Here is an 11917-nt window from a genome sequence, read left to right as displayed (position 1 = left end):
AGACGCAGTATCCGGCGCGCAGGCCGGAAGTCATTCAGTACTTTGTCATCGCGGTTCCGGCGGGGCAAGCGGTCACGTGCAATAATATGATCAAATTATTCGAGAGCAACGAAACTCAGGCAGAGTTCCGCAGGGATAGGGCCAATTGACCATGCTCATTGTCTTTTGGGCTGGCCAATCCAGCCTCGGGCTGTAACGTTGCGGCATCACTGACTGCGGGCTGCCTTGCGGTCGGCAATAGACATGAGAGGAGACCGTCATGGGTTTGCGTATTAATGATGTAGTTCCAAATTTCACGGCTGACACCGACCAGGGAGAGATCACTTTTCACGATTGGATCGGCGACAGCTGGGCGATTCTGTTTTCCCACCCCAAGGATTTCACCCCGGTCTGCACCACCGAGTTTTCGGCTGTTGCACAGCTGAGCGAGGAATGGGCCAAGCGCGGCACCAAGGTGATTGGCGTTTCCGTTGATGGGGTTGAGGATCACAAAAAGTGGAAGGGCGACATTGAGAAATACGGCAATGCGGCTGCGGGTTTTCCGATCATTGCGGATGAAGGCCTGGCGGTCTCCAAAGCCTTTGATATGCTGCCCGCCGAAGCCTATCTGCCCGACGGTCGTACCCCTGCCGACAGCGCCACTGTGCGGTCGGTCTTTATCATTGGGCCGGACAAGCAGCTGAAGCTGTCGATGACCTACCCGATGTCCGTGGGCCGGAACTTTGCCGAAATCCTGCGTGCCCTGGATGGCTTGCAGATGTCCACGGGGAATGGCGTTGCCACCCCGGCCAACTGGATGCCCGGCGAAGATGTGATCATCCCACCCACCGTGTCAAACGAGGACGCCACGGCGAAGTTTGGTACGTTTGAAACCATCTTCCCCTATCTGCGCAAAACCAAAGCGCCTGAATAAGCCGCCGGTTAACAAAGCTGGGCAAGCAAGCCGAGCAATAAATAAAAATGGGCGGGTCAGTCATCTTTTGGCTGGCCTGCGCTGTTCTCACTTGGGCAGTTCGCCACATGTCGGCACCTGTGCCGAGCCCCCTGGAAGCGCCTGTTTGGTTGGCATCTGCCGCAAAACCGCTTATCCGGGGGGATGTGGCTCTGAAGTGATCTGGAAGAGGAAAACAGGTGGCATCTCTTAAGCGTTGGATCGATCTCAAGCGAAACCCGTGGAAGGCGCCGCTGCACAAGGGGATGAAGGCCTGGAAGGCTGACAAGGCCTCGGACAGTCATCTGTTGCAATATGATGACCTGCCACAGCAGCCGGTTGTTCTGGATATCGGCGGCTATGAAGGCGGCTGGAGCGACGTTGTCCTTGCGGTTCGGCCTGCGGCGATCATTCATATTTTTGAGCCCCATCCGGGCTTTGCCAAAGAGCTGCGCCGCAAGTTTTCGACCAATTCAAACATCACGGTCCACGAATGCGCCATTGGTTCAGAGCCTGGACAGATAACACTGAGCGATTCTGCGGATGCCTCCTCTGCCTTTGGGGCAAAGTCAGGCCAGACCTATGTTGCCGAAGTCCGCTCTGTTGCCGATTTCTTTGCCACCTCGGAATTGCAAAGCGTCGATCTGGCCAAGATCAATATCGAAGGCGGGGAATACGACCTGCTGCCGGGATTGATTGATGCCGGGCTCATCGGGCGGATCAAACGCCTTCAGGTGCAGTTTCACCTGTTTGATCCCTCCTGGAGCGCCGATCGGGACGCAATTCGCGCCCAGCTTGCCGCCACCCATTCCTGTGCCTGGTGTTATACCTTCGTCTGGGAGGAGTGGCGCCTGAAATAGGCGCCGTCCAGACAATCTTTCAGGCCGGTTTTCCCAGGTTTCCCGGTTTCCCAGGTCCGTCTATTTGCGGCCGGGCAGAGACCTTTGCCCGGTAGAGGCTGCGTTTGAATTCGCGCGCCAGCTTGCTGCCGGACTTGCGTTTTTGAATGGTGGAGCCGCCGAGCGCCTCGGTTTGTTCCGAGACGCCATTGGGCAGGATGGTCTGGATTTGCTGCTGGTGAATCCAGTGCATCTGCAAAAAGGTATCAACGGGGCGATCCAGCTGTTCGGTGGTGGCCAGCAACCGTTGTGCGGCGGCGCGTCCCACCACCTGTGCAACAGTTTGCAGGCCGATGACCCTGGGCAGGAATAGCTTGCTCTCCCCCTGCTGCGCGTGTTGCGCCACAGGCACCTCCCGGCGCTTGGCTGGCAGCCGGATAAAACTATCGGTACTGGCCTGGTCTTTGATCAGCATCAGCACATCGGCCCAGAGAGCCGGATCAAGCGCCAGATCGTCTTCGACAATCAGCGCATAGTCCCAACCGGCATCGACAATGCGCTGCCAGCAGCGCCGATGCGACAGAAAGCAGCCGATTTCTCCGGGGGAGAGGCGAAAGGGGTAGCTTGGCTTGTGCAGATCACCAGGGTGCAGGATTTCACTGAGATCCGCAGCCACCGCGCGCCCGTTCACGGCCTCGACGACTTCGGCATTGGGGAGCGCAAACAGCAGGTGCTCCACATTGGCGGCACGTTTGCCGCTGTCCGGCATATGAATGATCAGTGAATGCATGGGCTGCATCTACCGCAGAATGCTGCGTTAGAAAAGCGTTCTGGCCGTTGCCAGATGCGGGCGCGGCGGTTTTCCTGTGGAGTGTGGGCGCGGTGTCGAACTAGGGTAGGGGTGACTTTATCAGGCGGGAAGGGAGAGCAATGCGCTGGATCTTGAGTATGGCAGCTGTGGTCCTGGCCGCAGGCGGGATTGCGATCTGGCTCACCTGGCCAAAGGACTGCGCCTGCCTGCCGCTGATCGAAGAAGATGGCGTGGTGATTGATGCGGGTGTGGCGGCCTCGCCAGACTGCCTGTGCTAGGGCCAGTACTAGGGCCTGTACTAGCGCCTGTGCTAGGCGCCCGCCCGGACAGGTAGGGTTTGGGCCGAAAAAAAAGGCCCCAGAGCAGAACTCCGGGGCCTTTCGCAATGGTCAGAAGACGAGATTAGTCTTCTTTTTGCTCAGGAGCCATTTCTTCGCCGGTTTCCTGATTGATCATTTTCATCGACAGGCGGACCTTGCCGCGATCGTCAAAGCCCAAGAGCTTCACTTTCACTTCCTGACCTTCCTTCAGAACATCCGAAGGGTGGTTCAGGCGGCGGTTTTCGATCTGGGACACATGCACCAGGCCGTCGCGCTTGCCAAAGAAGTTCACAAAGGCGCCGAAGTCGACAATTTTGACAACTTTACCGGTGTAGACTTTGCCTTCTTCGGGCTCGGCCACGATGGAATAGATCATGTCGTAGGCTTTCTTGATCGAGTCGCCGTTGGGCGATGCGATCTTGATGATGCCTTCGTCATTGATATCAACCTTGGCGCCGGAAACTTCGACGATCTCGCGGATGACTTTACCGCCGGACCCGATGACTTCACGGATCTTGTCGGTGGGCACCTGCATGGTCTCGATGCGGGGCGCGTGGACCGAGAATTCCGCAGCACCGGACAGTGCTTTGTTCATCTCGCCCAGGATGTGGATACGGCCAGCTTTGGCCTGCTCCAGGGCTTTTTCCATGATCTCGGGCGTGATGCCTGCGATCTTGATGTCCATCTGCAAAGAGGTGATACCTGCTTCGGTACCGGCCACTTTGAAGTCCATGTCGCCGAGGTGATCTTCGTCACCCAGGATGTCGGACAGGATCGCATAAGAACCGTCGTCTTCCAGGATCAGACCCATGGCAACACCAGCAACCGGTGCTTTCAGCGGTACACCCGCATCCATCATCGACAGGGAGCCACCGCAGACCGAAGCCATCGAGGAAGAGCCGTTGGATTCGGTGATCTCGGAGACCACGCGGATGGTGTAGGGGAAGTCGGTTGCCGCAGGCAGAACCGCCTGCAGCGCGCGCCATGCCAGCTTACCATGACCAATTTCACGACGGCCGGGGCCGCCCACACGACCAACTTCACCAACCGAATAGGGAGGGAAGTTATAATGCAGCAGGAAGTTGGATTTGAAGTTGCCGTGCAGCGCGTCGATGAACTGCTCGTCGTCGCCGGTGCCCAAAGTGGTCACAACCAGACCCTGGGTTTCACCACGGGTGAACAGGGCGGAACCGTGGGTCCGTGGCAGCAGGCCGGTTTCCGAGACGATATCGCGGATTTCGTCGGTGGCACGGCCATCGATACGCTTGCCGGTTTTGACAACATCGCCACGCAGAATGCCAGCTTCCAGCTTTTTCATCGCCGAGCCAAGGTTGGCATCGTCCAGCTGCTCTTCGTTCAGAGCGGCCTTGATGGTTTCGCGGGCGGCAGCAACAGCACTGGTGCGCTCTTGCTTGTCGCTGATCGCAAAGGCGGCGCGCATCTCGGTTTCGCCTGCGGCTTTCACAGCCTCATACAAGTCCGAGTAATCAGGCGCAGCAAAGTCAAAGGGCTCTTTTGCCGCTTCTTCCGCCAGCGAGATGATCAGGTCGATCACCGGCTGGATGGCTTCATGGGCGAATTTGACCGCGCCCAGCATTTCGGCTTCCGACAGCTCATAGGCTTCGGATTCAACCATCATCACCGCGTCTTTGGTGCCGGCAACAACCAGATCCAGACGCTGTTCTGGGTTCAGGCGCAGGTCCTGCATATCGTCGACGGTTGGGTTGAGGACGTATTCGCCGCCTTCAAAACCAACGCGGGCCGCTGCGATTGGACCCATGAAAGGCGCACCAGACAGGGTCAGCGCAGCGGAGGCCGCGATCATTGCAACCATGTCCGGGTCATTGACCAGGTCGTGGCTCAGCACGGTGCACATGACCAGAACTTCGTTTTTGAAGCCGGGAACAAACAGCGGGCGGATCGGACGGTCGATCAGGCGCGCAGTCAGTGTTTCTTTTTCGGTTGGGCGCGCTTCGCGCTTGAAGAAACCACCGGGTACTTTACCTGCGGCGTAGTATTTTTCTTGGTAGTGGACTGTCAGAGGAAAGAAGTCCTGACCGGGCTTTTGCTTGCGCGCAAAAGTCACGTTGGCCATAACGCTGGTCTCACCCAGCGTGGCGATGACCGAGCCATCTGCCTGACGGGCAACCTTGCCCGTTTCCAGTGTCAGCGTTTCTTCGCCCCACTGCATAGATTTTTTCGTAACGTTGAACATGTCAGCATCCTAATTGGGAGCACTCCCAGGCGGATCCCGGGTCTCCCGTTGCATATAGCGGCCCCATTGCCGCCGGCCTCTTCCATCTTGCTTTCGCGTGCCGAAGCCGGGCACGTGTCTCAGATAAGCCGCCCATACAGCAGAAAGCTGCCAAAAGAAAGTAAAAGAGGGGCCGGGGGTGGTCTTGCGGTCAAAACAACCCGCGATATAGTGCCGGGGTGAGAGGACGACCTCCCCCGCGACAGCGGGACAGCGCACGGGACGGCCCGGTTCAACGCCATCTTGGCCAGAGGACAGGGGCAGCATATGCGCAGCACAGCAGATCGGATCCGCCACGCGGTGAGTTTTGAAATCGTCGGATTGTTGACCGCTACCCCCCTGGGTTCCTGGGCTTTTGGCCTTGAAATGCATGCAATTGGTGTTGTGGCTTTGGTGGTGGCGACGGTGGCGACCCTGTGGAACTATGCCTTCAACCTCTGCTTTGATCGCGCCATGATGCGCTGGCTGGGTCACACTGGGAAATCGGTCCTGTTGCGTATCTTTCACGCGGTGCTCTTTGAGACCGGCCTGCTGGCAATATCGCTGCCGTTTATCGCTTGGTATCTGCAGATCGGGCTGTGGACCGCCTTGATGATGGACCTTGGCTTTGCCGGGTTTTATCTCGTCTATGCCTTTGTCTACAACTGGGCCTACGATCTGCTGTTCCCAATTCCGGCGCAGCTGACCACCGACTAACGCGCCTCGCTGGCGCTGGTGAAGCTGGTGGCGATCTGTTTCAGCGCCGCCTGGTTTGCCTTGTAGAATACCCAGTTCTTGATCTTTTTTGAGCTCACCAATCCGGCCTGCTCCAGGCTTTTCATGTGGCTGGTCACGGTTGGCTGGCTGAGGCCGGTTTTGTCGGTGATAAAGCCAACACACACACCATCCTCCACCAGATCACCATCGCGCTGCGGCGGGAAATGGCTTGGGGGGTCCAGCAGCCAATCCATGATCTGAACCCGGTGAGGATTGGCCAGGGCGCGCAGCGCGGCAAGATGGGTGACGAGCGGCTTGTTCATATAGTAAATCTTCTATATAGATTATTCTCGATATTGAATCGGATAGGGAGAGACTGCCATGGATGAGGATCAGTTGCTACAGGAAGCCGACAGGCGTGGCCGCACCTATGTGGCGGGTGCCGAGACCCGTCGGGTTTTTCCCAGTGACCAGGATATTGCCGCGCTTGCAGGGTTTGATGAGGCTCTGCCCGACCAGGGGCGCGCCGCTGCGGAAACCATTGCCTTGATGGATGATCTTGGCTCACCGGCCACAGTGGCCTCCAACGGGCCGAACTATTTTGGCTTTGTCATTGGTGCCAGCCTGCCGGTGGCGGCAGCGGCGGAACGTCTGGCGCTTGCCTGGGATCAATGCGCCTCGGCCGAGGATGGCAGCCCGGCGGCCTATGCCCTTGAACAGCAGGCCAGCAAGTGGCTGCTGGAGATCCTGGACTTGCCGCGCAGCAGTGCCGTGGCCTTTGGCACCTCCGCCACTGCCTGTGGGCTCAGCTGTCTGGCTGCTGCCCGGGCCGAACTCTTGGCGCGGCAGGGCTGGGATGTGGTGAATGATGGGCTGCATGGCGCACCCGAGGTCAAGGTGGTGGTGGCGGCCAGCACCCATGTCACGGTGCGCAAAGCGCTGCAGGTGCTGGGCTTTGGCTGGAACCGGGTGATCAAGGCGCCGGTGGATGACCAGGGGCGGATCCTGCCGGACCAGTTGCCGGACATGGATGCCACAACCCTGCTGGTGTTGCAGGCCGGCGAGGTCAACACGGGCGAGTTTGACGATTTTGCCAGGCTCATTCCCGGTGCCAAGGCCGCCGGGGCCTGGGTGCATGTGGATGGTGCCTTTGGGCTCTGGGCCCGTGCCGCGCCGGGGTTGCGCGATTTGACCAAGGGGATCGAAGGCGCCGACAGTTGGACCACCGATGGCCACAAATGGCTCAACACGCCCTATGACGGTGCCATGGCGATTTGCCGGGACCCGCAGGCGCTGGCCCGGGTGATGAACAGCGATGCCGCCTATTCCACCGCTTCGGCGGAGGCGCAAAAGAACCTGACGCTGGAATTCTCGCGTCGGGCGCGCGGCATTCCGGTCTGGGCAGCGCTGCGCAGCCTGGGCAAGGCGGGGGTGGCAGATCTGGTCGCAGGCCATCACAATCAGGCCCGGCGCATTTGTGCGGCCCTGGAGGAGGCGGGGTTTGAGGTGTTGAACCGGGTGGTGCTCAATCAGGTCCTGGTGCGCGGCAGGGATGATGCTGCAACCGAGGCCATTTTGCAGAAAGTTCAGCAAAGTGGTACCTCCTGGTTTGGTGGCACCCTCTGGCAAGGTCGCCCGGCATTCCGCATCAGCCTATCCTCCTTTCGCACACAGGACAGCCATGTGGACCAGCTCATCACTCTCTTGCTGGGGATTGGCGCCAGGGGAGACGGCTGATCGGCAATATGCAGAGGGGCAGTGCACAAACCGATTGCGCGGCGGCTGGGCGGGCCATTCAGGAATCCTTGGCTCGGCCTGATCTGATTTGAAGGACAAGCCCTAGGCGCTGGGCTGTTTGAAAATTGGCAGACGCACTTTGCGTGTGGCGGCGCTCGCGACAGGGGCCGAGGACTGGGCGGTGCTGGGCTTGATCGCGGTGCGTTTCAGGTTCAGAGGCTTGAATTCCCCCCGTTCCATGGATCTGTGCAGGCTAAGTGAATAGGTCAAGGTAAGTATCCTCGCGGTTGTTGTATGACCTTTTTATCCGATTTCCCGGCGCTGGCTAAGATATGCAGGGGGAGGGTTTTGGGTGCGATAGGGGCAGGGCATATCCAAAAGTGTAGGTGAAGAACGCCCATTGGGAGATGTCCTGCAACGCCATGCCACCCTGCGCCCCCTATAATTCCACTGTTGGCAACGCTGGCACCCGGCGCGGCCCGTCGCCGCGTGCCAGCGTTGCGGCCTCTGCCCGGTCGAGACTTGCCAGCGCCTGTTCCAGACTGTCGCCCCTGACTTTGGTCTTGAGCCAGAGCCTGCGGCAGGAGGCAGGCGACCAAGGCAGTTTGGCGCTTTGCATCCACAGCCGCAGGTCACGCGGTAGTTGATCATAGGCCTGCATCGGATCTTCGCTGCGTTTACGGCGTTTTACGCGGGTTTCGCCAAGATTGCGTTTGGACCGGTGGGGGACAGGGAAAGGCTGCATGAGTACACATATGTTATAACGTAGCAAATCTCTTACCTGTTGGTTCCATCAGGTGCAAGCGGGCCCGAGCCATGGACAAAAAAACGCCCGCTCAAATCTGAGCGGGCGCTGATAATCCCAAAAGGATTGGTATTCTTAGCGGCGGATGCCAAGACGTTTGATCAGGTCCTGGTAACGGGCCTCATCTTTGCCTTTGGTGTAGTCCAGCAGCTTACGACGCAGAGCAACCATTTTCAAAAGGCCACGACGACCGTGGTTGTCTTTCTTGTGGGTTTTGAAGTGCTCGGTCAGGGTGTTGATGCGCGAGGTGAGGATAGCAACCTGTACTTCGGGCGAACCGGTGTCGCCTTCTTTGGTTGCAAATTCTTTCATCAGGCGTGCTTTTTCTTCAGCTGTGATCGACATCGGGGTCTCCTTTAAAAGGTTAGAGTGATGGCACAGGCCGGGATGTCGTCCAGCACAGGCCCATGGAGTAGAAACCACCGCGAATCCTTTGTGGATCCGGGGTAGATGCGGGCGTATAGGCGGTAATGGCACAAAAGGCAAAGAAGAACTGCAGAGGCGGGGACATGGCCCGCTCAAAGTTGCGCACAAATGTTCCCACAGGGGGTCCCTAATGGTCGATCACCGTCCAGGGCAGGTTTTCCCATCCCACCTTTTTGCCGCCTTTTTGCCGCCTTTTTGCCGCCTTTTTGCCGCCAGGCTGCTCACCAGGCTGCTCACCAGGCTGGTCACCAGGTTGGCCGCCATTTGGTCACCAGGTTGGCCATCGGGTCATGCTTTAGCTGGAAAGGCCAAGCTGGGCATCCATCAGGGCAATATCCGAGACGCTCAACCCTTCCGCCCCGGTAAGGCGCAAGACCTCGGTCCCGTTGACGCGAATGACCTGTTGGTCGGGGTCGTCACTGTCGGGTTCGATCGAAATCTCTGGTTCTGCCTCGCTGTCTGGGTTCCAGAACACCACCAGCTGATCCTCATCGCGGTTAAAATCCATCAACTGGACAGCCTCACCGCTGCCGGCCAGATCCTCGGCCCAGATCTCATCGGCCCCGTCACCGGCCGTGACGATATCGCCCGCCCCGGCAACCAGTGTATCGTCGCCCGCCCCGCCATTGAGGTAATCCGCGTCGGTTCCGTCATCGGCGCCCCAGACAAAATCATTGCCATTGCCGCCAAACAGGCTGTCCTGACCAGCCCCCCCCTGCAGGCTGTCGTTGCCGTCATTGCCATGCAGGGCGTCATTTCCGCCCTCGCCGTTCAGCGAGTCATCCCCCTGGCCGCCATGCCCCTGATCCGCGCCATCGCCGCCCATCAGCGTATCGGCGCCAAAATGGCCAAACAGGCTGTCGTCCCCCGTTCCGCCTGCCAGGCTGTCGTCACCATATTCGCCATGCAGCAGGTCATTGCCGCTGCCGCCAATCAGCGTGTCGTCGCCCGCCCCGCCATACAGGCTGTCGTCGTCGCCGCCGCCATCAATGTAATCACTGCCGTCATATCCGTTGAGCTGGTCATCGCCGTCTTCTCCGAGGAGTTCGTCGTCGAAGTTGCTGCCGCCAAGGATATCCGCAATCTCGGAACCGGTGAGCTGGTCACCATCATAGATCAGTCGCCGTCCTGTATCGCTGCCGGTGTCGCCAGTGTCATCAGGGTCGGTTGAATCGCCACTTTCCGTGTCGATGAAATCGCAAATTTCAATCCCCTGATCGGAGCCGCCGGTCGCGTCATCCAGAAATTCATCTGCAGGCGTGGTTGGGACGTCGTCGGAAGAATTGGGACCCGACCCATCGCCAGAGGTCTGGGTCTCGTCGGTCGCATCTGTGGACCCGTCGTCCCCAAAATCCAGCAGGGCGGCCCCGCCGATTCCCATGAGGCCCAACAGGCCTGCAATCCACAACATGGCATATCTCCAAAACCGGCCAGGGCAGAGCGCAACCAGACCGTCCATTTGTGATCAGTTTGCCATATTTTCCCTAATTGTATCCAAACAAATAGAGAACATCGGTTAACGCCACTTTTCGCCAGACTTCAATGGCTTGGCGAAATACCGGTGATAGAGCCACCGTTAAAAATGCATTAATTCCAGCGTAGGGGGCGCTGGCTGTAGGCAATATAGAGCGGATGTTTGGGGTGGCCGTGCTTGCTGAGACCAAGATGGTGCAAGGGTTTTCCACTGGCGCGCAGCAGGGTCTCGATCGCGGCGCCCTGGTTACGGTGGGCGCCGTGGGTGCCCCAGGCACAGATCACCATATCGGCCCAGTCCAGCCCCTGTAGGATCGCCGCCTTGTTGTCGGGGCCTTCCGGGTCTGCGGCGCTGCGCATCACCTTTGGATCGGTGGCGCGAATGGCAAAGATATTGGTGGCTTGAAACCCACCAAAGCCCAGGGCGCGGGCGCGCCGTTCGCAGCGCTCGATGGTGGGGTCATTCTGCACCTCGGTGGCCTTGGAGGGGTTCAGCATCACAAACATCACCCGCTGCCCCGCCGGATCCCAGACACGGGTGAGGCTGTAGCGAAAGATCTCGCAATCGGAATAGACGGCGGTGGAGGGCGCGTCGCCCTTGGTATGGCTGCGAGTGATCATGGCTCTGTCCTGCCAGTCCCGTCGTCACGAGGCAAGCCCAGCCGTTGAAAGAGCGGGCTTGCCTGGCAAGAAGGGGGGGGCTCAGTCGGGCTGTACAAACACCCGCGAGGGATGCAGTTCGCCCGCCTTGTAGATGCCCACGGCGACGGCCTTGCCATTCAGCGAAGCCCAGGCTTCATCGCCGTATTCCAGATCTGAGGCCAGCACCATGCCGGGGTTGCCATTGCGCAGACGGGTGGCGCCTTCGGGTGTGCATTTCAGCTCGGACAGCTCGGCCAGCCCCTCTTCCAGTGGGCGCAGATGGGTGTCCAGCTCGGGCGTGCGTTCCATGCGCAATACCTCATCCAGGGTCAGCCCGTCAGCGGCCTCAAAGGGGCCGGACCAGATGCGGCGCAGCACTTTTACATGGCCATGGCAGCCCAGCGCGGCGCCCAGATCACGGGCGATGGAGCGTACATAGCCGCCCTTGCCGCAGGTCATTTCCAGCACCACGTGGTCGGCGTCGGGGCGGTCCACCAAAACCAGTTCTTCGACCCACAGCGGTCGCGCGGCGATTTCAAAATCCTCATCCCCATCGCGGGCCAGCTTATAGGCGCGCTGGCCGTCGATTTTCACGGCTGAAAACTTGGGTGGGATCTGCTGGATGTCGCCAATAAACTGCGACAGCGCCTCTTTGATCTCATCGTCACTGGGGCGCATCTCGCTGGAGGCAATGACCTCCCCCTCGGCGTCATCGGTATTGGTGGCCTGTCCCAGCCGCACGGTAAAGGTATAGGCCTTCAGCGCATCGGTAATATAGGGAACGGTCTTGGTGGCCTCACCCAGGGCAATGGCCAGCACGCCGGTGGCTTCGGGATCCAGGGTCCCCGCATGGCCGGCCTTTTTGGCCTCCAGCGCCCAGCGCACCTTGTTCACGACGGCGGTGGAGGTCAGCCCGGCGGGTTTGTCCACCACCAGCCAACCCGAAATATCGCGGCCTTTGCGTTTGCGTGCCATGTCCGTCC

General features: G+C 59.4%; 14 protein-coding genes. 5 read left to right on the top strand and 9 right to left on the bottom strand.

Going from position 1 to position 11917, the window contains the following annotated elements; translation table 11 throughout:
* Positions 1–259 precede the first annotated feature (259 nt).
* Both ARCT_RS0121825 and ARCT_RS0121820 read left to right on the top strand, forming a co-directional pair.
* Complete coding sequence (locus ARCT_RS0121825) at positions 260–913, top strand: peroxiredoxin (RefSeq protein ID WP_027241970.1); 654 nt, start codon at positions 260–262, stop codon at positions 911–913.
* Positions 914–1131: 218 nt separating this feature from the next.
* The gene (locus tag ARCT_RS0121820) at positions 1132–1791 is read left to right on the top strand and encodes an FkbM family methyltransferase (protein WP_027241969.1); all 660 of its coding nucleotides are present in this window, start codon (positions 1132–1134) and stop codon (positions 1789–1791) included.
* A gap of 19 nt (positions 1792–1810) precedes the next feature.
* Here ARCT_RS0121820 and ARCT_RS26725 read toward each other — a convergent pair whose 3' ends face one another.
* Entirely contained in the window at positions 1811–2560 is a 750-nt protein-coding gene (locus ARCT_RS26725) for a glycosyltransferase family 25 protein (protein WP_051360948.1), read from the bottom strand.
* 158 nt (positions 2561–2718) lie between these two features.
* Here ARCT_RS26725 and ARCT_RS28160 point away from each other — a divergent pair, with 158 nt between their 5' ends.
* Positions 2719–2859, top strand: coding sequence for a hypothetical protein (locus ARCT_RS28160; protein ID WP_154665420.1), 141 nt, complete (start codon positions 2719–2721; stop codon positions 2857–2859).
* Between the two features lie 124 nt (positions 2860–2983).
* Here ARCT_RS28160 and pnp read toward each other — a convergent pair whose 3' ends face one another.
* Positions 2984–5116: a polyribonucleotide nucleotidyltransferase gene (pnp, locus tag ARCT_RS0121805; RefSeq protein ID WP_027241968.1), complete on the bottom strand. Its 2133-nt coding sequence runs from the start codon at positions 5114–5116 to the stop codon at positions 2984–2986.
* Positions 5117–5422: 306 nt separating this feature from the next.
* Here pnp and ARCT_RS0121800 point away from each other — a divergent pair, with 306 nt between their 5' ends.
* On the top strand, positions 5423–5851 hold the full coding sequence (locus ARCT_RS0121800; protein ID WP_027241967.1) for a PACE efflux transporter: 429 nt from the start codon (positions 5423–5425) through the stop codon (positions 5849–5851).
* Here the strand turns inward: ARCT_RS0121800 and ARCT_RS0121795 are convergent.
* Positions 5848–6174, bottom strand: a complete 327-nt coding sequence (locus ARCT_RS0121795) for an ArsR/SmtB family transcription factor (RefSeq protein ID WP_027241966.1) — start codon at positions 6172–6174, stop codon at positions 5848–5850. The genes ARCT_RS0121800 and ARCT_RS0121795 overlap by 4 nt on opposite strands.
* 58 nt (positions 6175–6232) lie before the next feature.
* Here ARCT_RS0121795 and ARCT_RS0121790 point away from each other — a divergent pair, with 58 nt between their 5' ends.
* Complete coding sequence (locus ARCT_RS0121790) at positions 6233–7588, top strand: pyridoxal phosphate-dependent decarboxylase family protein (protein ID WP_027241965.1); 1356 nt, start codon at positions 6233–6235, stop codon at positions 7586–7588.
* A 102-nt stretch (positions 7589–7690) separates the two neighbouring features.
* Here the strand turns inward: ARCT_RS0121790 and ARCT_RS28155 are convergent, their stop codons facing one another.
* From ARCT_RS28155 to truB, 6 genes are all read right to left on the bottom strand, one after another.
* Entirely contained in the window at positions 7691–7858 is a 168-nt protein-coding gene (locus ARCT_RS28155) for a hypothetical protein (protein WP_154665419.1), read from the bottom strand.
* 169 nt (positions 7859–8027) lie between these two features.
* The gene (locus ARCT_RS26720; protein ID WP_051360946.1) at positions 8028–8333 is read right to left on the bottom strand and encodes a DUF6525 family protein; all 306 of its coding nucleotides are present in this window, start codon (positions 8331–8333) and stop codon (positions 8028–8030) included.
* 135 nt (positions 8334–8468) lie between these two features.
* Entirely contained in the window at positions 8469–8738 is a 270-nt protein-coding gene (gene rpsO / locus ARCT_RS0121775) for a 30S ribosomal protein S15 (protein ID WP_027241964.1), read from the bottom strand.
* Positions 8739–9114: 376 nt separating this feature from the next.
* On the bottom strand, positions 9115–10278 hold the full coding sequence (locus ARCT_RS0121765; RefSeq protein WP_240476363.1) for a calcium-binding protein: 1164 nt from the start codon (positions 10276–10278) through the stop codon (positions 9115–9117).
* Between the two features lie 128 nt (positions 10279–10406).
* Positions 10407–10913, bottom strand: a complete 507-nt coding sequence (locus ARCT_RS0121760; RefSeq protein WP_027241962.1) for a DUF1643 domain-containing protein — start codon at positions 10911–10913, stop codon at positions 10407–10409.
* Between the two features lie 81 nt (positions 10914–10994).
* Complete coding sequence (gene truB, locus ARCT_RS0121755) at positions 10995–11909, bottom strand: tRNA pseudouridine(55) synthase TruB (RefSeq protein ID WP_027241961.1); 915 nt, start codon at positions 11907–11909, stop codon at positions 10995–10997.
* Positions 11910–11917 lie beyond the last annotated feature (8 nt).

This window comes from Pseudophaeobacter arcticus DSM 23566 (assembly GCF_000473205.1).
In the GTDB taxonomy this organism is placed as follows: Bacteria; Pseudomonadota; Alphaproteobacteria; order Rhodobacterales; family Rhodobacteraceae; genus Pseudophaeobacter; species Pseudophaeobacter arcticus.
The sequence above is the reverse complement of the archived record's forward strand: the minus strand, read 5'-3'. Positions and strand labels throughout refer to the sequence as shown.